21 protein-coding genes and 1 pseudogene are annotated in these 21,201 nt (G+C 63.1%); 9 read left to right on the forward strand and 13 right to left on the reverse strand.

Annotated features, from left to right (window positions below):
* Positions 1-41 precede the first annotated feature (41 nt).
* The 4 genes from IHQ72_RS03215 to lepA form a co-directional block, all read right to left on the reverse strand.
* On the reverse strand, positions 42-551 hold the full coding sequence (locus IHQ72_RS03215) for a hypothetical protein (RefSeq protein WP_258121134.1): 510 nt from the start codon (positions 549-551) through the stop codon (positions 42-44).
* A gap of 7 nt (positions 552-558) precedes the next feature.
* Positions 559-1,083 (reverse strand): hypothetical protein, encoded by a 525-nt coding sequence (locus IHQ72_RS03220; RefSeq protein ID WP_258121135.1) that lies wholly within the window; start codon positions 1,081-1,083, stop codon positions 559-561.
* Positions 1,084-1,302: 219 nt separating this feature from the next.
* Positions 1,303-1,983, reverse strand: a complete 681-nt coding sequence (locus IHQ72_RS03225) for a hypothetical protein (RefSeq protein WP_258121136.1) — start codon at positions 1,981-1,983, stop codon at positions 1,303-1,305.
* A 219-nt stretch (positions 1,984-2,202) separates the two neighbouring features.
* Positions 2,203-4,008 (reverse strand): translation elongation factor 4, encoded by a 1,806-nt coding sequence (gene lepA, locus IHQ72_RS03230; RefSeq protein WP_258121137.1) that lies wholly within the window; start codon positions 4,006-4,008, stop codon positions 2,203-2,205.
* 184 nt (positions 4,009-4,192) lie between these two features.
* Between lepA and IHQ72_RS03235 the strand changes: the two genes are divergently transcribed.
* The 3 genes from IHQ72_RS03235 (at position 4,193) to msrA (ending at position 6,684) form a co-directional block, all read left to right on the forward strand.
* Positions 4,193-5,281 carry a TadE/TadG family type IV pilus assembly protein gene (locus tag IHQ72_RS03235; RefSeq protein ID WP_258121138.1) on the forward strand — a complete coding sequence of 363 codons (1,089 nt, stop codon included), beginning with the start codon at positions 4,193-4,195 and terminating at the stop codon, positions 5,279-5,281.
* Positions 5,282-5,518: 237 nt separating this feature from the next.
* On the forward strand, positions 5,519-5,791 hold the full coding sequence (locus tag IHQ72_RS03240) for a hypothetical protein (RefSeq protein ID WP_258121139.1): 273 nt from the start codon (positions 5,519-5,521) through the stop codon (positions 5,789-5,791).
* A 152-nt stretch (positions 5,792-5,943) separates the two neighbouring features.
* Positions 5,944-6,684 carry a peptide-methionine (S)-S-oxide reductase MsrA gene (gene msrA / locus IHQ72_RS03245; RefSeq protein WP_258121140.1) on the forward strand — a complete coding sequence of 247 codons (741 nt, stop codon included), beginning with the start codon at positions 5,944-5,946 and terminating at the stop codon, positions 6,682-6,684.
* Between the two features lie 27 nt (positions 6,685-6,711).
* Here msrA and IHQ72_RS03250 read toward each other — a convergent pair whose 3' ends face one another.
* The 6 genes from IHQ72_RS03250 to IHQ72_RS03275 all read right to left on the reverse strand — a co-directional run bounded on the left by IHQ72_RS03250 (position 6,712) and on the right by IHQ72_RS03275 (position 12,249).
* Entirely contained in the window at positions 6,712-7,437 is a 726-nt protein-coding gene (locus IHQ72_RS03250; RefSeq protein ID WP_258121141.1) for an amino acid ABC transporter ATP-binding protein, read from the reverse strand.
* Positions 7,415-8,074, reverse strand: coding sequence for an amino acid ABC transporter permease (locus IHQ72_RS03255; protein ID WP_258121142.1), 660 nt, complete (start codon positions 8,072-8,074; stop codon positions 7,415-7,417). Before IHQ72_RS03255 ends, IHQ72_RS03250 begins: the two co-directional genes overlap by 23 nt.
* A 10-nt stretch (positions 8,075-8,084) precedes the next feature.
* Positions 8,085-8,756 (reverse strand): amino acid ABC transporter permease, encoded by a 672-nt coding sequence (locus IHQ72_RS03260; protein WP_258121143.1) that lies wholly within the window; start codon positions 8,754-8,756, stop codon positions 8,085-8,087.
* Between the two features lie 40 nt (positions 8,757-8,796).
* On the reverse strand, positions 8,797-9,588 hold the full coding sequence (locus IHQ72_RS03265; RefSeq protein WP_374120330.1) for a transporter substrate-binding domain-containing protein: 792 nt from the start codon (positions 9,586-9,588) through the stop codon (positions 8,797-8,799).
* 287 nt (positions 9,589-9,875) lie between these two features.
* Positions 9,876-10,880 carry a cytochrome d ubiquinol oxidase subunit II gene (locus IHQ72_RS03270; protein ID WP_258121144.1) on the reverse strand — a complete coding sequence of 335 codons (1,005 nt, stop codon included), beginning with the start codon at positions 10,878-10,880 and terminating at the stop codon, positions 9,876-9,878.
* 10 nt (positions 10,881-10,890) lie between these two features.
* Positions 10,891-12,249: a cytochrome ubiquinol oxidase subunit I gene (locus IHQ72_RS03275; RefSeq protein WP_258121145.1), complete on the reverse strand. Its 1,359-nt coding sequence runs from the start codon at positions 12,247-12,249 to the stop codon at positions 10,891-10,893.
* Positions 12,250-12,477: 228 nt separating this feature from the next.
* On the opposite strand from IHQ72_RS03275, the gene IHQ72_RS03280 reads away from it, so the two are divergent.
* Both IHQ72_RS03280 and IHQ72_RS03285 read left to right on the forward strand, forming a co-directional pair.
* Positions 12,478-13,404, forward strand: coding sequence for an ABC transporter ATP-binding protein (locus tag IHQ72_RS03280; RefSeq protein WP_258121146.1), 927 nt, complete (start codon positions 12,478-12,480; stop codon positions 13,402-13,404).
* A complete protein-coding gene (locus tag IHQ72_RS03285; protein ID WP_192358083.1) occupies positions 13,401-14,162 on the forward strand; it encodes an ABC transporter permease in 762 nt (253 codons plus the stop codon). Before IHQ72_RS03280 ends, IHQ72_RS03285 begins: the two co-directional genes overlap by 4 nt.
* A gap of 27 nt (positions 14,163-14,189) precedes the next feature.
* Here the strand turns inward: IHQ72_RS03285 and IHQ72_RS03290 are convergent, their stop codons facing one another.
* Together IHQ72_RS03290 and IHQ72_RS03295 are read right to left on the reverse strand one after the other, a co-directional pair.
* The gene (locus IHQ72_RS03290) at positions 14,190-14,384 is read right to left on the reverse strand and encodes a hypothetical protein (protein ID WP_258121147.1); all 195 of its coding nucleotides are present in this window, start codon (positions 14,382-14,384) and stop codon (positions 14,190-14,192) included.
* Between the two features lie 267 nt (positions 14,385-14,651).
* Complete coding sequence (locus IHQ72_RS03295; RefSeq protein ID WP_258121148.1) at positions 14,652-16,655, reverse strand: PhoX family protein; 2,004 nt, start codon at positions 16,653-16,655, stop codon at positions 14,652-14,654.
* A gap of 203 nt (positions 16,656-16,858) precedes the next feature.
* On the opposite strand from IHQ72_RS03295, the gene IHQ72_RS03300 reads away from it, so the two are divergent.
* From IHQ72_RS03300 to IHQ72_RS03315, 4 genes and pseudogenes are all read left to right on the forward strand, one after another.
* Positions 16,859-17,197 (forward strand): hypothetical protein, encoded by a 339-nt coding sequence (locus IHQ72_RS03300; RefSeq protein ID WP_258121149.1) that lies wholly within the window; start codon positions 16,859-16,861, stop codon positions 17,195-17,197.
* A 116-nt stretch (positions 17,198-17,313) separates the two neighbouring features.
* On the forward strand, positions 17,314-18,015 hold the full coding sequence (locus IHQ72_RS03305) for a phosphatase PAP2 family protein (protein ID WP_258121151.1): 702 nt from the start codon (positions 17,314-17,316) through the stop codon (positions 18,013-18,015).
* A gap of 189 nt (positions 18,016-18,204) precedes the next feature.
* On the forward strand, positions 18,205-18,474 hold the full coding sequence (locus tag IHQ72_RS03310) for a helix-turn-helix domain-containing protein (protein ID WP_258121152.1): 270 nt from the start codon (positions 18,205-18,207) through the stop codon (positions 18,472-18,474).
* A gap of 128 nt (positions 18,475-18,602) precedes the next feature.
* Positions 18,603-20,320, forward strand: a pseudogene (locus tag IHQ72_RS03315) (SulP family inorganic anion transporter).
* A gap of 17 nt (positions 20,321-20,337) precedes the next feature.
* On the opposite strand, the gene IHQ72_RS03320 reads toward IHQ72_RS03315, so the two are convergent.
* Positions 20,338-21,195, reverse strand: a complete 858-nt coding sequence (locus IHQ72_RS03320) for an SMP-30/gluconolactonase/LRE family protein (protein ID WP_258121153.1) — start codon at positions 21,193-21,195, stop codon at positions 20,338-20,340.
* Positions 21,196-21,201 lie beyond the last annotated feature (6 nt).

The raw sequence follows: 21,201 nt of genomic DNA on the forward strand, positions 1-21,201 counted from the left end.
GCGATGTCCCAGTCCAAACAAAGGAGGAGAAGGGGGAGCGCCTACCTCAACACCGCCACATGCGGCGCGAGCCGCCGGATCGCCGCGATCATGTCGGCGCCGGTGATGTCGAGCGAGGAGATCTCCATATGGACGATGTTTCTGCCAAAGGGCAGCAAGAGGCCGAGCGCATTGGCCGGTGCATATCTGATCGCATCGGGAGGCGGCTCGGTCAGTTCGAAGCTGATCATCGCCGCGCCTTTGCCGGAGGTGAGATGCACGCTGCGCACCTTGTCCCAGGGCACCAGCACGTCGCCGCCGCGCCGGTCGCGAAACCCGCTGGCGTCGAGCACTACCTGGACGCCGGTGTCGAACGCGCCGCGCGCCAGGAACAGACCAAGCCCCAGGCAGCCAAGCGCCAGCACCACCACCAGGAACAGCCCTTGGCCCGGGGCGCCTGACGCAAGCCCCTTCAGCGCGAAGAAGCCAAAGATCGCAGCGATCAGGAGCGGCCCGAGCGCGGGAAAGATTTTTCCGGTGGGGCTGTTGCGGATTTCGACGGGCGAAGACATGGGCCACTCATCGGCCGGGCTTCAGCAGGGTCCAGATCCAGCCGATGAAGGTGAGGACCAGAAACGGATATCCGGCAGCGGGCAGGGGTGCCGAGGTCGGCAGCAAAGGGGCGCCCCAGAGGATCAGGCCCGCCGACGCGACAAACAGCACAGCGGCCACCATCGCCGTCAGGCGCATCCACAAGGCGAAGGTTTTCGGCGCGCTGACCATGATAAGCGCGGCCGCCCAAAGCGAGATGCCGCCGACATAGGAGGGCACGCTGGCCTCGAGGCCCGCCGCATTGCCTGCCAGCAGCAGGCTCTCGCCGGCGACGAAGGTCAAGAATCCGGCCGCCACGCAGTCGTTGCCTTGCCGCTGATACTTCATGGTCAACAGCGCGGCTGCCACCACGAGTGCGACGCCGTCGATCGTCCAGAGTGTTTCGCGCAGCCCGGCGCTCGCCACGAAGGTGCCGGCAAGGCCCAAGGCGCCACCGATGGCGAGGCCGATCGCGGCGACGATATCGGAGATGGCAGGGTTGGCGGAACGCATGTGAGGACCTCCCTCCAAGCCCAAGGATACTTCAGGACAGGGTGTTCTCCAATCGTTGGCTTTCGTGGCCTCCAGCTCTCATCCTTCGGGGTTAAGCGGGCGCAGCCGCTCAATCCCCCATCTTCAGCGCCTGGATGAACGCCTCCTGCGGGATATCCACTTTGCCGAACTGCCGCACGCGCTCCTCTTTCTGCCTGGCAAACAGGTCGCGCTTGCGGGTCACGGCGCCGCCGGGCGCTCCCGGCAAAAGTACAGGATCGCGGCCATGACGCCCAGCAATACGAAACCATATGGCGAGAGCGCCACGGCTCGTTCTGCTGCTTCCAAGGTGATCAACCTGCCCTGGTTTTCGTTGCGCGCGATGATCGCAGCGACCATTGCGTCATGGTAGAATAGTATGTTGACCGCCATGACGAAGACGCCGCTCGCCAGCAAGGCACCGTTGAGCAGCTTTGCACCGGTTGCGAACCTGAGCAACATGATGCCTCCCAAACCATAGAGCGCTCCGTAGACCGTCAACACGACCAACTTGAGCGGTGTTTCCTCGACCATGAAAAGAAATGGCACGCCGCTGCCGGGTTCGGTCCCGCGCACCAGCTCGTTGAGGCCGGACAGGATTCCGGCCGTCCCAAGGAGGAGGTTTGGCCATTGGCGAAGCTGGACACCGGCGTCCCACTCAGCGACCGCATAGGAGAGCAGATACTCACCGAGCGAGAGGTTCAGCAGGCGACTAATCGAGAGCAAGACCAGGGAGATGACGATTTGCGCCGACCATGGCAAAGGTCCGCCAAACGCAGCTTCCGGAAGTGATGGCACTAGATAGACGGCCAGGCCTACGACGGCGTTGATCCAGATGAAATCGAGAAAAAGCGAAAGGAACGGAACAACATATTTGCGCATGAAAGGCGATTTTTCCCAAGACCCGAGGCAAAGATACAATCGGGGGTGGAAAACGCAATGGCGATTGGGTCGTTACACCCGTTCTCCACCGTGCAGCTTCAGCGCCGCGCTGGCGGGGGGCCAGCTGCCTCCGGCAGCTCCCCCGCTTTCGAAGCCTGACATCGATCCACCGGATCGATGTCTCGGCGCCGCGCTTCGCGCGGACGCCCGACCGGCTTCTCAATCCCCCATCTTCAGCGCCTGGATGAACGCCTCCTGCGGGATATCCACCTTGCCGAACTGGCGCATGCGCTTCTTGCCCTCTTTCTGCTTGTCGAGCAGCTTGCGCTTGCGCGAGACGTCGCCGCCGTAGCATTTGGCGGTGACGTCCTTGCGCAGCGCCGAGATGGTTTCGCGGGCGATGACCTTGCCGCCTATTGCCGCCTGGATCGGGATCTTGAACAGATGGTGCGGGATCAGCTCCTTCAGCTTCTCGCACATCAGCCGGCCGCGCTTTTCCGCCGCCGTGCGGTGGACCAGCATCGACAGCGCGTCGACCGGCTCCTCATTGACCAGGATCGACATCTTCACCAGGTCGCCCTCGCGATAGTCGGTCAGATGATAGTCGAAGGAGGCGTAGCCCTTGGAGATCGACTTCAGCCGGTCGTAGAAGTCGAAGACGACCTCGTTGAGCGGCAGATCGTAGGTCAGCATGGCGCGCTTGCCGACATAGGAAAGGTCGGCCTGGATGCCGCGCCGGTCCTGGCAGAGTTTTAGGATGCCGCCGAGATACTCGTCCGGGGTCAGGATGGTGGCGCGGATCCACGGCTCCTCGATGGCCTGGATCTTGACCACGTCGGGCATGTCGGCCGGGTTGTGCAATTCCTTCGTCGTGCCGTCGTTCAAAGCCAAGCGGTAGACGACGCTCGGCGCGGTGGCGATGAGGTCGAGGTTGAACTCGCGCTCCAGCCGCTCCTGGATGATTTCGAGGTGCAAAAGGCCAAGGAAGCCGCAGCGATAGCCGAAGCCGAGCGCGGCGGAGGTCTCCATTTCATAAGAGAAAGAAGCGTCGTTGAGGCGGAGCTTGCCGACCGCGGCGCGCAGATCCTCGAAATCGGCGGCGTCAACCGGGAACAGGCCGCAGAACACCACCGGCTGCGCCGGCTTGAAGCCTGGCAGGGCCTGGGCCGTCTGGCGCTTGTCCTCGGTGATGGTGTCGCCGACGCGGGTATCGGCGACTTCCTTGATCGAGCCGGTGAAGAAGCCGAATTCGCCGGGGCCGAGCCCGTCGACATTGATGCGGGCCGGCGTGAAGACGCCGGTGCGCTCGACAAGGTACTTGGCGCCGGTGCCCATCATGCGGATGGTCTGGCCCTTCTTCAGCACGCCGTCGATTATGCGGACCAGCACGATGACGCCGAGATAGGCGTCGTACCAGCTGTCGACCAGCATCGCCTTCAGCGGTGCGGCGATGTCGCCCTCGCGCGGCGGCGGCAAATCGTTGACGATCGCCTCCAGCACGTCGGGAATGCCCAGCCCGGTCTTGGCCGAGATCAGCACGGCGTTGGAGGCATCGATGCCGATCACCTCCTCGACCTGCTCGCGGATGCGCTCGGGCTCGGCGGCCGGCAGGTCGACCTTGTTCAGCACCACGACGATCTCGTGGTTGTTGTCGATGGCCTGGTAGACATTGGCCAGCGTCTGCGCCTCGACGCCTTGAGAGGCATCGACGACCAGCAGCGAGCCTTCGCAGGCGGCGAGCGACCGCGACACTTCGTAGGCGAAGTCGACATGGCCGGGCGTATCGATCAGGTTGAGGATATAGTCCTCGCCATTGTTGGCGCGGTATTTCAGCCGCACCGTCTGCGCCTTGATGGTGATGCCGCGCTCACGCTCGATATCCATCGAGTCCAGCACCTGCTCCTTCATGTCGCGCAGCTCCAGCCCGCCGGTGGACTGGATCAACCGGTCGGCAAGCGTGGATTTGCCATGGTCGATATGGGCGACGATGGAGAAATTGCGGATGTTCTTGATCGGCGTGGTCATGATGGGGCGGCTTTAGCAGGGGCAGCTTGCCCGGGCAAGCGGCCGGGCGCGGCGCCCCAGGGCAATCGCGTCAGGTTTGCGCCGCCGGGGGCGCAACGTCGTTAAACTTTGATCCATCAGATTAGAGCATAGTTCGCGCCCTGCGTGATAGGCCACGACCTGTCACCGTTTGGGGGGCCAAGCAATGCCACCTTCTGCAAGCCATTTTCTCCGTTCCGAGAGCGGCTCCTTAGCGCCGATACTCGCCATCATGCTTATCCCGATGACGGCCGCGTTGGGCTTTTCAATCGACTATAATTCGGCCGTTGCGACCAGGGCATCGATGCAGAATGCGCTCGATGCCGCGACCCTGTCGATCACGACGCTGCCAACCAGCACGTCATTGGCGGACCGTCAGGTGAAGCTGCAGGAGTCGTTTGCGGCCAATAGCGGGCAAGGCACCGCCAAGCTCGACGGCTTCGTCGTCGCCGCCGACGGCACCGCCAGCATCAATGCCTCGGCCCGCTTTGCCATGCCGACGAACTTCATGCAGATCGCCCATGTCGACACGGTGCCGGTCGCCGTGGCGTCGGCGGTGCGCAAGAGGCCGGCACTGGTGGAGACCACGTTCAAGGTCGACAAGATTTCGGGCTACTGGGACAAGTCGATGACGCTCTACGGCACGAAATTCGGCGAGACGGCGGCCAACAAGCTGATGAAGATCTCCTACGTACACAACAAGTATGGCGATCCGAAAGGCTATGGAACGTCCCGTGTGTATACGATCAACGGATCGACAGAGACGCTGGCCCAGAAACAAGTATGCACGACAAGAACGGTGACCAGCTTCTACGGCTTGCCCACCACCACGATCACCCAGACCGACTCCAGCGGCAAGAAATACGCGACCACCTGTGTCAACACCATGTATCCATCGACCGGCGCCGGCGCGGTGATCGACGTCAGTCTGATGGACAAGCTCTATCTGGAGATGAAGATTCCGAATCCCAATCCGGGTCTTGGCGGTGGCTACCTGCCCACGGGCACGAAACAAACCCTGCGATCGGACGATACGGCGACGTCGGACCGGTTGTACATCGACAGTGTCGAAGTCAAGCAAGGCCAAGTGGTGGACATCTTCATCGCCGTGCCATGCGGCCAACCCAGCACGCAGGCCTGGGAGGACGGCGGAAATGCCGTACCGGCTCCGGTGTCCAACGCCGATTTCTTTTACACCGTGACCGGCAAGTGCGACTTCAATAAGCGGCCTTCGCAAACAGTGCTTACGCAATAGGCCGGACAGGTCGCGTCCGGAGAGGACACGCGTTCGCATAGCATCTCATTTCAACGCCGTCCGGTCGCCACCGGGCGGCGTTTTGTTGTGGGCGCACCTCGCCTTCTCTCCCTTGTGGGAGAAGGAAAAACGAGGTGGACGATCACGAAGCGGTGATGGCTGTAACGAAGGCCCAGGCGGCGGCGAAGAGCTGATGTGATCGCCATTCCGGCGCGCCACCAACTCTGGGAGACCATCATGACCAACCGCCCGACCTTGCCGGCACTTGCCTTCGCGCTTTGCTCGACGGCCCTTTTTGCCGGCGGCATTGCGCGCGCCGAAGATGCCAAGAAGCCGGCCGATGCGATGGCGACTGACGCCATGAAGCCGGCGACCGACGCGATGAAGCCCGCGGATCCGATGGCGGCCGAAAAGATGAAGGACTGCATGGACAAGGCTGCCATGGAAACCGACGCGATGAAAAAGGACGAGGCGACCAAGGCCTGCGACGCGATGGGGACGGCCAAGTAGGCTTCGAGCCCGCATCCGGCCGGGAGTGGCCATGGCGGTTCCCCTGTCCGGAACGGGGTCGCGGCCGCCGATGCACGCGCCCGCACGGCAATGTGAAACCGCGACAGACCTATCTGTCGTATAGTCGTAAACTCATGCATGGGAGATCAGAGATGACCGGCATTGAAAAAACCGCCGCGAAACGATTGACGAAATTCGCCTGGGGCGCGCTTGCGGCGCTGATCTTCGCCGCGGCCGGCGCCGCCTTGTGGCAGACGCCGGCAATCTCGGCCGAGGAGGCGGTGGTGATCCCGCCGCCGGCGATGGACGAGAAACCCGCCGCCGGCACCGCCAAGGCGATCTTCGCCGGCGGCTGCTTCTGGGGCGTGCAAGGCGTGTTCCAGCACGTCAAGGGCGTGACCAGCGCCGTCTCCGGCTATGCCGGCGGCGACAAGGACACCGCCGTCTACGAGACGGTCGGCACCGGCCGGACCGGGCACGCCGAAGCCGTGGAGATCACCTACGAGCCGACAGAGGTGACCTACGGCCAGTTGCTGCAGGTGTATTTCTCGGTCGCGCACAACCCGACGCAGCTGAACTACCAGGGTCCGGACCGCGGCCCGCAATACCGTTCGACGATTTTTGCCGAAAGCGATGCGCAGAAGAAGATCGCCGAGAGCTACATCGCCCAGCTCGACAAGGCCAAGGTGTTTCCAGAGCCGATCGTGACCACGCTGGAAATCGGCAAGACGTTCTATCCGGCCGAGGACTATCACCAGGATTTCCTGACGCTGAACCCGACCTACCCCTACATCGTCTACAACGACCTGCCCAAGGTCGAGAATTTGAAGACGCTATTCCCCGACCTTTACAGCGAAAAACCGGTGCTGGTGCTGGCCGCCAACAAGAGCTGATCTTGCAATAGCGGGCAACAATGCCCGCTATTGCACGCCGAGAAACTGCCTGAGCTCCGGCGTCCTGGGGTTGGCGAAGACGTCCTCGGGGGCGCCGATCTCGTGGACGCGGCCCTGATGCATGAAGACGACGCGCGAGCAGACGTCGCGGGCGAAGCGCATCTCATGGGTGACCATCACCAGCGTCATGCCTTCCGCGGCCAATTCCCTGACGACGGCCAGCACCTCGGCGACGAGTTCGGGGTCGAGCGCCGAGGTGATCTCGTCGCATAGCAGCGCGATCGGCTGCATGGCGAGCGCCCGGGCGATCGCCACGCGCTGCTGCTGGCCGCCGGACAGTTCGTCCGGCAAGGCGTCGAACTTGTGGGCGAGACCGACGCGGTCGAGCATTTTTCGGGCGACCGCATCGGCGTCCTTTTTCGGCGTCTTCTTCACCACGACCTGCGACAGCATGACATTGCCGCCGGCCGTCAGATGCGGGAACAGATTGAATTGCTGAAAAATCATGCCGACCTTCAGGCGCAGCGCCTTGAGATGCACCTCGTCGGGCAGGAACTGGGCGCCGGCGACGACGATCGAGCCTTCGTCGATGGTCTCCAGCCCGTTGATGCAGCGCAGCAGCGTCGACTTGCCCGAACCGCTCTTGCCGATGATGGCGACGACCTCGCCCGGCGCGATGTCGATGGAAATCCCCTTCAGCACCTCGTTGTCGCCGAAGCGCTTCTTCACCTCAGTGATTGCGATGAGCGACATTGAGCTTCCTTTCCAGGAGCTGGCTCGATTTCGACAGCGGCCAGCACAAAGCAAAGTAGATGAGCGCAACCAGACCATAGACCGTGAACGGCTGGAACGTCGCGTTGGTGACGATCGAACCGGCCTTCGACAATTCGACGAAGCCGATGATGGAGGTGAGCGCGGTGCCCTTCACCACCTGCACCGAGAAGCCGACGGTCGGCGGCACCGCCACTTTCAGCGCCTGCGGCAGGATGACGTAGCGCATCTGCTGGAGGTAACCCATTCCGAGGCTGGCGGACGCCTCCCATTGACCTTTGGCGATGCTCTCGACGCAGCCGCGCCAGATTTCGGCGAGGAAGGCGGCGGTCCACAGGATGAGCGCGACACAGGCGGCAAGCCAGGCGGGAACGTCGATGCCGAACAGGCCAAGGCCGAAGAAAGCGAGAAAGAGCTGCATCAGGAGCGGCGTGCCCTGGAACAGCTGGATGTAGCCGCGTGACAGAAGCCGCAGCCCACGCCGGCCGCCGATGCGCAGGAAAAGCAGGCCAGCGCCGACGATGCCGCCACCGAGGAAGGAGACCAGCGAGAGGACAACCGTCCAGCGGGCGGCCAAAAGCAGGTTACGCAGGATGTCCCAGAAGCTGAACTCGGTCATGGCGCACGTCTCATCGCGACGCCTTCCTTGGAAACAGCATCCAGCCCAGGCCGGCCAGCAGCTGGCGCAGCAGGATCGCGAGGGCCAGGTAGATCAAGGTGGAGACGATGTAGGTTTCGAAGGCCCTGAAATTGCGCGACTGGATAAAGTTGGCGGCGAAGGTCAGGTCCTCGGCGGCAATCTGCGAAACGACGGCCGATCCCAGCATGACGATGACGATCTGCGACGACAGCGCAGGCCAGATGCGCTGCAGCGCCGGGACCAGAACCACATACCAGAAGGCCTGGAACGGGGTCATGGCGAGGCTGGCGCCGGCTTCGAACTGGCCGCGTGGCGTGGCCTGGATGCCGGCGCGGATGATTTCGCAGCTGTAGGCGCCGAGATTGACGATCATGGCGAGGTTGGCGGCAGTCAGTTCCGACATTCTGATGCCAAGCGACGGCAGGCCGAAGAAGATGAAGAACAGTTGGATGAGGAAGGGCGTGTTGCGGATCATCTCGACATAGGTCGCGACGACGGGTCTTAGCCATTTCGGCCCGAGGGCGCGCACCCAGGCGCAGGCAATGCCCAATGCGACGCCGAACACCGCGCCGATCAGGATGAGCTGCACGGTGATCCGGATGCCTTTGAGCAGCACCGGCAGAGCCTCGATCAGCCAGCCGAAATCGAACTGATAGGTCATGGCTTGTTATCTGACCTCAGCCACACGCGGCGGGCGGCGATCACAGGTCAGCCGGCAGGTCCACCTTCAGCCATTTTTGCGAAATTGCGTTCAGGGCGCCGTCGGACCTGGCGGCGGCGATGATGCCGTTGATCTTGGCCATCAATGCCGGCTCCTCCTTGTTCATGCCGATGTAGCAAGGCGAGTTCTTGATCAGGAATTTGAGCTCGGGCCGCTTGGGCGGGTTCTTTTCGAGGATGGCGGCGGCGACGACATTCCCGGTCGCGATCACCTCGACCTGGCCCGAAAGGAAAGCGGAAATTGTGCCGTTGTTGTCCTCGTAGCGCTTGATCTCGACGCTCGCGGGCACGACCTTGGTCAGTTCGAGGTCTTCGATCGCGCCGCGGGTGACGCCAACGGTCTTGCCGGCGAGATCTTCCGCCTTCGCGACCGCGACGTCCGCCGGAGCGAACACGCCATTGTAAAAGGGGGCGTAGGCTTCGGAAAAGTCGATGACCTTCTCGCGATCGGGATTCTTGCCGAGGCTTGAAATGACCAGGTCGACCTTGTTGGTCTGAAGATAAGGAATGCGGTTGGCGCTGGTGACCGGGACGATCTCGACCTTGGCGCCGAGCTTTTCACCAATCAGATTGGCGATATCGATGTCGTAGCCTTGCGGCGTCATGTCGGCGCCGACACTGCCGAAGGGCGGGAAATCCTGTGGGACGGCGATGCGGATGGTGCCCCGCGCCCCGATGTCGCTCAAGGCGTCAGCCCGCGCCTGCGGAGACGGAGCCATGGCCATTCCAGCCACGGCGGCGAAGGCCAGCATGCACACATTGCGACGGTTCATTATTTTCCCTTTTTGTCTCGGTTGGTCGTCAAGGCAAAGCAACAGACATGCCAAACTATCGACTCCATGCGAATCGACGCTTTTCCAGCCACTTTGGGAGGCTCCCACCGCGATCGAGTGCCACCCAGCCAGCAGGCGGCCTAAATATTGTGCAGACAAATTGGTGTACGGATCTGGCGCACGCGGATCAGAGCGGCGTCCCGACAACTCGGCTGATTTCAGGCCGCTACAAGCCGGGTGACGCCCCCGTTCTCATCGGGAATCCATCGCGTTGCGGCGGTTGCCTGTCAGTCGTAGGTCAGATCCGTCGCCTTGCCGCCGAACACGCGGTAGGCATAAACCGAATAGAAAATGATGATCGGCAGCACGACCACCGTGCCGGCCAGGATGATGGCGAGGCTTTCCGGCGCGGACGCCGCCTGCCAGATGGTCAGCCTGTCCGGCACGACGAAGGGATAGAACGACCAGGCGAGCCCGGCAAAGCCCAGGGTGAAGATCGCGGCCAGCGTCAAGAACGGCGTCAGCGCATGGCGGTCGTCCACCTTAGGCAGATGGAAGGTCTGCCGCCACAGCCATGCGAACAGCACCGCCGACAGGACCGGCAGCGGCGACAAATAGAGCATGGCGGGCCAGACGAACCATTTGTCGAAGATGCGCGGACTGGCGAGCGGCGTGGCCAGCGAGACGGCGACCATGCCGAGCGCGGTCAGCACCAGCGCCCGGCGCAGCCACAGCACCGCCTTCTTCTGCAATTCGCCTTCCGTCTTGTAGATGACCCAGGCCGCGCCCATCGCCGCATAGGCGGCGGCAAGGCAGAGCGCCACCAGCGCGCCGAAGGCGATGCCGCCGAGGCCGACATCCAGGCCGAGCACATAGATCCCCAGCATGTAGCCCTGCGCCAGCGAGGCGATGACCGAGCCCAGGAAGAAGATACGGTTCCAGCGATGCTTCCGGCCGGCCGGCACCTTGGCGCGGAAATCGAAGGCGACGCCGCGCAGGATCAGGCCGACCAGGAGCAGGAAGACCGGAATGTAGAGCGCGGTGAGAATGGTGCCGTGCGCCAGCGGGAAGGCGACCAGCAGCAGGCCGACGGCCAGCACCAGCCAGGTCTCGTTGGCGTCCCAGAACGGGCCTATTGCGGCGATCATCGTGTCCTGCTCGTCGTCCTCGGCCGCCGCGAACAGGATGCCGATGCCGAGATCGAAGCCGTCGAGGATGACGTAGATCAGGATGGCCAGGCCCATCAGGCCGGCGAAGATGAGGGGGAGCAACGTCGGCCAGTCGAGGGTCATCACCATCCTCCTATTTCGCCGCCGGCTGCGACAGCGGCGCGTCGAGAACGCCCGGCAGCGGCGAGGTATCGCCATCCTTCGCCGCCTTTAGCGCCAGATACACCAGCACGCCGAGATAGGCGATCAGAAGCAGCGCGTAGAGGATGAGATAGACCGCAAGCGTCAGTGCGACCTGGCTGCCGGCGACCGGGCCGACGGCATCGACGGTCCTGAGCACGCCGGCGACCAGCCAGGGCTGGCGGCCGATCTCGGTGGTGTACCAGCCGGCCAGCGTCGCCAGCCAGCCGGACAGAGCCATCGGCACCATCACCAGCGCCAGCGGTTTCGGCAGGCTGTGGCGGCGCTTGAGGAAAAAGGCGGCCGACCAGGAGACGACGAGCATCAGGACGCCGGTGCCGACCATGATGCGAAAAGCCCAGAATACCGGGAAGACCGGCGGATGGTTGCCGGCATAGTCGTTCAGCCCCGGCACGACGCCGCTGGCGCTGTGCCTGAGGATGAGGCTGGCGCCGTCGGGGATGGTGACCTCGAATTTGTTCTCCCTTGCCGCCTCGTCGGGAAGCGCGAAAAGGACCAGCGGCACGTTGGGGCCGGTATTCCAGTTGGCCTCCATGGCGGCGATCTTCTGCGGCTGATGCTCCAGCGTGTTGAGGCCATGCTGGTCGCCGGCGAAGATCTGGATGGGGATCAGGATCGCCGCGGTAAAGACACCGGTGCGCAATGCCTTCCACATCGATTCCGAGCGGTCGCCATAGAGATAGCGCAGCGCCGACAGGCCGGCGATCAGGAACGAAACCGTCAGGCCGGAGGCAAGCAGCATGTGGACGAGCCGGTAGGGCATGGACGGGTTGAAGACGATCGCCCACCAGTCGATAGCGTGGGCTACGCCGTTGCGCATCTCGAAGCCGACCGGCGTCTGCATCCAGGAATTGAGCGCGATGATCCAGAAGGCGGACAGGGTGGTGCCGCCGGCCACCAGCACGGTTGCCAGCGTGTGGATGCGATTGGAGACGCGGCGGAAGCCGAACAGCATGATGCCGAGGAACGCCGCCTCAAGGAAGAAGGCGGTGAGGATCTCATAGGCGAGCAGCGGGCCGGCGATGTTGCCGACGGTCTCCATGTAACCCGGCCAGTTGGTGCCGAACTGGAAGCTCATGGTGACGCCCGAAACCACGCCCATGGCAAAGGACAGCGCGAACACCTTCACCCAGGTGAAATAGGCGCGCATCCAGGCGGAATCGCCTGTGGCGTTGTAGCGAAGCTTGAAGAACAGCAGCACCCAGCCAAGCGCGATGGTGATAGCCGGAAACAGGATATGGAACGAGATGTTCGCGCCGAACTGGATGCGCGAAAGGATGAGCGGGTCCATGGCGGGCTCCGGCTGCTGCTATGTCAGGGAAGATAGGCCGGATGCGCCAAACGGTCAAAGCGGCGTGGCGTCACGCGAGGCGGAACGCCGCAGGACTGCGGCAGCGGTGGATGCGTTTCGCATGCCAATGTCCAGAACTGTCAGGAGTGCCATTGACTTCCGGCTGCGCGCACCGACATTCAGCGGATTGAATCAACAGTTCTCCTTTCAAGCAGCCGTTTTTCAGCCATGCCATCCATCATTTCCATTTCCGGGGTCACCAAGACCTATGCCACCGGTTTCAAGGCGCTGAAGGAGATCAACCTCGATATCGAGCGCGGCGAGATCTTTGCGCTGCTCGGGCCGAACGGCGCCGGCAAGACAACGCTGATCTCGATCGTCTGCGGTATTGTCAACCGCTCGTCGGGCACGGTCACCGTGGACGGCAACGACATCAGCCGGGATTATCGCACCGCGCGCAGCCTGATCGGGCTGGTTCCGCAGGAACTGACCATCGACGCGTTCGAGAGCGTATGGGCGACGGTCAACTACAGCCGCGGCCTGTTCGGCAAGCCGGCCGACCACGCCTTCGTCGAGAAGGTGCTGCGCGACCTGTCGTTGTGGGACAAGAAAGACGCCAAGGCGATCACCCTGTCCGGCGGCATGAAGCGGCGGCTGATGATCGCCAAGGCGCTGTCGCACGAACCAAGGGTGCTGTTCCTCGACGAGCCGACAGCCGGCGTCGACGTCGAGCTGCGCCAGGACATGTGGGCGATGGTGCGCCGGCTGCGCGAGGATGGTGTCACCATCATCCTGACGACGCACTATATCGAGGAGGCCGAGGCGATGGCCGACCGCGTCGGCGTCATCAATCGCGGCGAGATCGTGTTGGTCGAGGACAAGGCCGAACTGATGCGCACGCTCGGCCGCAAAAGGCTGTTGCTGGAATTGCGCAGTCCGCTTGTCACCATACCCGAGACGTTTTCGCGCTATGCGCTGGAGCTTTCGCCGGACGGCAGTCAACTGACTTACACCTATGACAACCAGAGCGAACGGCCGGGCGTCGCCTCGCTGCTGCGCGACCTTGAGACGGCCGGCATCCAGTTCCGCGATATCGACACGCAAAACAGCTCGCTCGAGGAGATCTTCGTCAATCTGGTGAGGAAAGACGCATGAACCTGCGAGCAGTCTGGGCGATCTACAAGATGGAGATGGCGCGCGCCTTCCGGACCGTGCTGCAGAGCATCGTCTCGCCGGTCATCTCGACATCGCTCTATTTCGTCGTCTTCGGCTCGGCCATCGGCTCGCGCATCACCGAGATTGACGGCATCAGCTACGGCGCCTTCATCGTGCCGGGGCTGATCATGCTGTCGCTGCTGACGCAGTCGATCTCCAACGCCTCTTTCGCCATCTATTTTCCGAAATTTGTCGGCTCGATCTACGAATTGCTGTCGGCGCCGGTGTCCTATCTGGAGATCATCATTGCCTATGTCGGGGGTGCGGCGACCAAGTCGATCATCCTCGGCCTGATCATACTGGCGACCGCAGCGCTGTTCGTGCCGCTGACCATCGAGCATCCGTTCTGGATGCTTGCCTTCCTGGTGCTGACGGCGGTGACCTTCAGCCTGTTCGGTTTCATCATCGGCATCTGGGCGAGAAGCTTCGAGCAGCTGCAGCTGGTGCCGCTGCTGATCATCACACCGCTGACCTTCCTTGGCGGCAGCTTCTATTCGATCGACATGCTGCCCGGCATCTGGCGCACGGTGACGCTGTTCAACCCCGTCCTCTATCTGGTCAGCGGCTTTCGCTGGAGTTTCTACGGCAAATCCGACGTCTCGATCGGCATCAGCCTCGGCATGACCGTCGTTTTCCTGTTTGTCTGCATAGCGATCGTCGCGTGGATCTTCAGGACCGGCTACCGGCTGCGGAACTGATCAGCCAAAAGCACGCTGAGCCGTGGGCTAGGTCTGTGACAGGCTAGATGGCCTTGACCAGCCGGAGCAATCCCAGCATCTCGACGACGGTCCCTGACGGAAGGCGACATAGGTCGAGTCCTTGATGCCGTGGAATCGGCGCTTGACGGCAGCCTGCCCCTGCTCGGAATAGCGCACGGAATAGGCGAGCGTGCCGGCGGACCAGCGCCAGGCGCTCGACATGCGTCAGCTCCTGCGGGTGACCTTGGGCGCGGCGCCCTCGATCAGGCGGTCGAGATGGGTGCGCAAGGCGGGCATGGTCGAAATTCCGCGTCCCACGCTTCGGAATACCCATCAGCGCGCGGCTTCGAATCATTAGTGGCAAGAGAATTGAACCGAAGCCCCTGGCAATTGGGCATAAATTGGCAATTGGGCATAAAGAGGGGCTTTGGTCGAGCCAAAACCCCTCCTTCACGATTTACCGGCGTGCGCTTTGAAGCGAGATGATCTCTAGACCGCGATCTTGCCACCACCCTGTTTGGTGATGGCGACGACCGACGGCCGCACCGGCATGTCGGGCCTGAAGTCGGGCCAGCGGGTCGACAGGTCCTCATAGTAAGAGGGACGGCCAAAAGCCTCCCAGTCTTCGCCGCCATCGGCCGGATGCTGAACCGCGACGAAGGCGGTCTGGTCGTCGGGCGTGAATAGCGGACCGCACATTTCGGCGCCGATCGGCACGCGGAAGAACAGCTTCGAGGTCGCCCGCGCCTCGCCTTCGGTGTCGACCGCCCACAGGCCGTCGGTGCGGCCGGTGGCCTTCGGACCCTGTCCGTCGGTCGAGACCCAGAGCCGGCCGGCCGTATCGATGGCGCAATTGTCCGGCATGCCGAACCAGCCATTGGCGGTGGTTGCGGTCGAGAAGGTGGCGCCGACTTCGGCCACCGAGGGATCGCCGCATTTCAGCAGCACTTCCCACTTGCCCTTGGCAGCAGTGAAATCGCCACCGTCCTCGACGATCTCGATGATGTGGCCGAAGGCGTTTTCGGCGCGCGGGTTGGCGGCATCGACCTGGTCCGCCTTGCGCTTCGAATTATTGGTCAACATCAGATAGACCTTGCCATTGGCCGCATTGGGCTGGACGTCCTCGGGGCGATCCATCTTGGTGGCGCCGAGCAGGTCGGCGGCACGGCGCGTCTCGATGAGCACGTCGGCCTGGCTGGCAAAGCCGTTCTCCGCCGTCAACGGGCCCTGACCAAAGACGATGGGCAGCCATTCGATCGACCCGTCCTCGGCGAATTTGGCGACGTAGAGCGTGCCGTCGTCGAGAAGATCCATGTTGGCGGCGCGATCCTCGGCGTTGAACTTGCCGGCGGTGACGAATTTGTAGACATAGTCGAAGCGCTCGTCGTCGCCGAGATAAAAGACGACACGGCCATCCTTGGCGACGATCGATTCGGCACCCTCATGCTTGAAGCGGCCCATCGCAGTGCGCTTCCGCGGCACCGAGGTCGGATCGTTGACGTCGACCTCGACGATCCAGCCGAAGCGGTTGGGCTCGTTCGGCTCCTTGCCAATGTCGAAGCGGTCATAATGCGCAGCCCATTCATAGGCGCCTTCGGGAATGCCCAGGCGCTTGTAGTTGGCGGCTTCCGCGTGATCGGCCGGCAGTTCGCCGGAGAAATAGCCATGGATGTTTTCCTCGGCCATGACGTAGGTGCCCCAGGGCGTGACGCCGCCGGCACAATTGTTGACGGTGCCGATGGCCTTCGTGCCAGTCGGATCGGCACTGGTCTTGACGCGGTCGTGGCCGGCGACGGGGCCGGACAGTGCCATCTCGGTGTTCGAGGTGATGCGGCGATTGAGCTTGCCGTCGCGCACCACCTGCCATTTGCCTGACACCTTGCGGATCTCGACGACGGTGCCGCCGTGTGCGGCCATCTCGACATCGACCTGATCCTTGCTGAGCGGTGCGACTTCGAGCTCTTTCTTGCCGTCCTTCTCGACGACTTTGACAATGCCCGGGAACATCAGATGCGAATTGGTGTATTCGTGGTTGACCACGAGCAGGCCGTGCTCGGCCGAGCCGTCGATCGGGATATAGCCGACATAGTCATTGTTGTAGCCGAACAGCTTTGCCTGAGCTTCGGCCGACTGCTTCGTCGGATCGAACTCCGGCGAGTCGGCAAACAGCGGATCGCCCCAGCGCAGCAGTACGTCAGCATCATAACCAGGTGCCACGTGATGCTTGTCGTCGATGCCGGCTTCGAGCTCATCGAAGGTGAAGGCCGAGCCGCCGCCGGCGCGGGCATTGTCGGCGGTGATCAGCGCCAGCGGGCTGACGGTGGCGGCGATGGCCGAGACGGCCAGCGATCCCTTAAGGAAGCCGCGGCGCGAAAACCGCGCGGCGATGATCTCGCCCATGGTGCGGTTGTCGGTGAGATTGGTGGCCGGGCCGTCGTTTTCCTCGAGCAGGCTGGTGCGGAATCGGGTGTCGGGGGAGCGATGTTCGGTCATGGGCTGCCTCTGGCTTCTTGGAGTGGCTGGAGCATTTTACCTGATTGACCCCGTATAGGCGGCAGATCACAGAATGATGACGCGCCGGCTAATTTTCGCTCTGATTTTCGTGTCCCCGGTCAGCCCGGCTTGACCGCGGCCGATGCTTCGGAAACAAGGTCTGCAACATGCGCGGGAAGGGCCGCATCGAGAGGGGCAAAGACGTGAGTTTTTCGGGACTGATACAGCTCGGCGTTTCGACGGTTATCTTCCTGCTGGCGGCGATGGCGGCCAAGCAATGGGGGCTGGCGCCCAGCCTCGGCAAGATCGTGCTGACCCTGGCGCTCTATTCGCTGGGCAATCTGGTCATGCTGAGGCTGATCCGCGAATTCGGCATGTCGGTGTCGTTCAGCCTGTCGGCGGTGATCCAGCTGGTATCGGTAAACGTGGTGGCATTGGCTTTCTTCGGCGAGCGCGTCAACGCCTTGCAGACGACCGGCATCGTGCTCGCCGTCGCGGCAGTGGCGCTGATCACGCTCGGGCCCTATCTGCAAAGGCTGTAATCGCGCATCACCCCGAAAACAGGAAATGATTTTCACTGGGGATCAAGCGCAAAATCAAAGCTCTACAGCGTCCTTTGCGCGTTCAAGGGACGCGCAGCGCGGTAGGCGATCGGTCGATGAAGAACACTGCAAGCAGGCTGCTCAACTGGATCGAATTCCCGGTGCTGCTGGCCGGACTGGTCATCGCCGGCGGACTGTGGGGGTTCGAGGAATTGATGGAGGTGGCGCGGGCCACCACGCCGCACGCCTTCGATACCGAAATCCTGCTCGCCTTCCGTGAAGCGGGCCAGCCCGACAATCCGATCGGACCGCTATGGCTAGAAGGGGCGATGCGCGATATCACCAGCCTCGGCAGCGCCAGCGTGCTCGTGCTGATCACGGCGGCGGTGATCGTCTATCTGCTGCTGATCCACAGGCCGGGACCAGCGTTTCTCGTTTTCGTAGCGGTGGTGGGTGGGCAGGCCCTGTCGAGCACGCTGAAGCTCGGAATCGACCGGCCGCGCCCCGATCTGGTCTCGCATCTCGCCGACGTGGCATCGCTTTCGTTTCCGAGCGGCCATGCGATGTTATCAGCGGTGACATATTTGACGCTGGGCAGCATGGCGTCGCGCTTCCTGCCTGGGCGAACGACGAAGATTTACGTGCTGTCGCTGGCGGTGCTGACGACGGTGCTGGTCGGCATCAGCCGCATCTATCTCGGCGTCCACTGGCCGTCCGACGTGCTGGCCGGGTGGTGCGCCGGCTTCGCCTGGGCGATGCTGTGCTGGCTGGCCGCATGGGCGTTACAGCGATGGCGCGGGCAGACCGACGGCGGCTGAACCGGCTGTTCAGAACGACGCTGCGGCTAATTCTCCTCGAAATTGCGGCGGCCGAGGGCTTGCTGTCCCAGCTGGCGCGCGGGGCTCTGCAGGACACAAGCGGTTTTGGTGCGTGCATGGCTGACATATGCATCATGATGGTTAAACCATTATACATGGAAATGCAGACTCAGACGGGTTCTTTTGTCGATGATCACTGCCGCGCAGATGCGCGCCGCAAGGGCGCTGGCCGGCATCGATCAGAAGACGCTCGCCGAGCGTGCCGGGGTTTCGCTTCCAACCATTCAGCGCATGGAAGCGAGCGACGGCGTGGTCAGGGGCGTGGTCGATACGCTGATGAAGGTCATCCAGGCCCTCGATGAGGCCGGCGTGGAACTGATCGGCGAGAACCAGGCCAGCGAGCGCGGCGGCAGGGGCGTGCGCCTCAAGCCGATCGTGCCGCAGAACCCGCCAGGCTGAGCCGATAAAAGTCGCGACGGCGACCGCCGACAGTTCTGCCGACGATCCCGCCGCCTCCTTGGTTTTTATGCGTGCCCCAAACCGCTGTGCACTTTTGGGCGGCATGCATCAGGAGCGGAAGGCAGTCCATGGATCGAACCCGGCGGGCAATTCATCAACCGGCGCAGCCGACATTTTCCGAACTGTTCACGCCGAAGCTGGTGACGGTGCTGCGCGAGGGCTACACAGTAGAGCATTTCAAGGCCGATGCCATCGCCGGACTGACCGTGGCCATCGTGGCGCTGCCGCTGTCGATGGCGATCGCGATCGCATCGGGCGTGACGCCGGAGCGCGGGCTCTACACCTCCATCATCGGTGGCTTCCTCGTCTCGGCGCTCGGCGGCAGCCGCTTCCAGATCGGCGGGCCGGCCGGCGCCTTCATCGTGCTGGTGGCGGCAACGGTGGCGCGGGTCGGTGTCGACGGGTTGCTGCTGGCGACGATGATGGCCGGCATCTTCCTGCTCGCCATCGGCTATCTCAGGCTCGGCACCTACATCAAGTTCATTCCCTATCCGGTGACCGTCGGCTTCACCGCCGGCATCGCCATCATCATCTTCTCTGGCCAGATCGTCGAGCTGTTCGGGCTGAAGCTCGCCGGCAAAGAGCCTGGACCGCTGGTGCCGAAGCTGATGGCGATCGGCGAGGCGGCCGGCACGATCAATCTCGCCGCCACCTTCGTGGCCGTACTGACCATCGTCGCCATTGCCCTGATGAAGCGGTGGCGGCCGAGATGGCCCGCCATGCTGATCGCCATCGGTCTGGCGTCGCTTGTCGTGGCGCTGTTTTCCCTGCCTGCCGAAACAATCGGCACGCGCTTCGGCGGCATCCCGCGCAGCCTGCAAATGCCGGCCTTTCCGCCGATCAGCTTCGACAGGATGATCGACGTCCTGCCGGACGCCATAGCTTTTGCGCTGCTCGGTGCGATCGAATCGCTGCTGTCGGCGGTGGTCGCCGACGGCATGACAGGAAGGCGGCACCGCTCCAATTGCGAACTCGTGGCGCAGGGCTTTGCCAACATCGCGTCTGCCCTGTTCGGCGGCATCTGCACCACCGGCACCATCGCCCGCACGGCGACCAATGTGCGGGCCGGCGCGCATGGACCGGTTTCGGGCATGATCCACTCGGTCCTCCTGCTTGCCCTGATGCTGGTGGCGGCGCCGCTGGCCAGCTACATCCCGCTTGCAGCCCTTGCCGGCGTGCTGGCGGTGGTGTGCTGGAACATGTTCGAGAAGCAGGCCTTTGCCACGTTGCTGCGTGCCTCGCGCGGCGACGCGCTGGTGCTGATGGCAACCTTCCTGATCGTCATCTTCCGCGACCTCACCGAAGGCATCGTCGTCGGCTTCGCCCTGGGCTCGATCCTGTTCATCGACCGGATGGCTAAGAGCATTGCGGTTGAGTCGGACCAGAGACTGGTGCAGGACGATGTCGCCGACAGTACCGGCGCCGGCAGCGCCTATGATTCCAGCGAAGCGAGCGATGCCGACACCGTCGTCTACCGGATTTCGGGCGCCTTCTTCTTCGGCGCCGCCTCGACCGTCGCCACGGTGCTGGACCGCATCGCCGACCAGCGCAAGAACTTCATCCTCGACTGCTCGGCGGTGCCGTTCTTCGATTCGACGGCGGCCAACGTCATCGAGGGCGCTGCCCACAAGCGAGGCGCGCCGGCGTGCGCTTCATCATATCAGGCGCTTCGCCGCAGACACGTCGCATGCTGATCAACCACGGCGTCAAGCGACCGCTGGTGACCTATGCCGCCACGATCCGCGATGCGCGGGCGCAGTTGAGCAATGCCGCGCCCGCATCGTGAAAGCCGACAAAACCGGCTCAGTCGAGCGTCAGTGCAACGACTTCGCCGTCGTTCATCAGCGGCACGAAAATCCTGCTGCCGTCGGTGCCGATATCGGCACTGCCCGGATTGAAGGTCGCAACCTTCTCCGGTGTGCCATCAACCTTGTAGCGATAGAGCGTGCCGGTCATGTAGGACGTGGCGTAGATCGTGTCGCCGACTGCAATGACGCCATCGAGATCGGCGAATTTTTGTGCGCCGGGCAGTTGCGAAATAGCCTTGGTGGCGAGATCGACGGCGAGCAGGCCGCCGGGCTCTGCGGTGCTGAAATCCGGCTTGATGCCCTTGCCCCAGGACGCGACGATCAGCCGGCCACCATCGGCGAGAATACCATTGGGCGACGCAAGTGCCGCGTCCCTGACGAACAGTTCCGGCCTGTCGCCGTCGATGCGGTAGATCGCGTCGGCCAGCATGTCGGTGACGTAGACTTTGCCGGAGGCGTCAGTGGTCATGTCGTTGAGGAAAACGGTATTCGGCACATCGATCGTCGAAACGAGCTTGCCGGTCTCGAGATCGACGACACGGACTCTTGTGATGTCGGCGACATAGAGTCGGCCGCCGGATACCGCCATGCCCTTCGGCGCGTCCATGCCGTCGGTCCAATGCTGCGTGACCATCTTGCCGTCCGGGGACAGGATTGACAGATAGCCGTTGCCGTCAGCGGCACCTGGGTTGCCGACGATATTGGAGACGATGATGCGCTTGCCGGCAGCGTCGAAGAGCGCCGATTCCGGCTGCTCGAGGCCAGTGGCGCGCCAGATCTCACCGGCCTGGGCAGCAGGCGTCGCCGTCATGCCGATGATGGCGAGAAGTGTCGAGGTGATTAGGGTTTTCATGGCTGG

Origin of the sequence: Mesorhizobium onobrychidis, assembly GCF_024707545.1 — a bacterium.
GTDB lineage: Bacteria > Pseudomonadota > Alphaproteobacteria > Rhizobiales > Rhizobiaceae > Mesorhizobium > Mesorhizobium onobrychidis.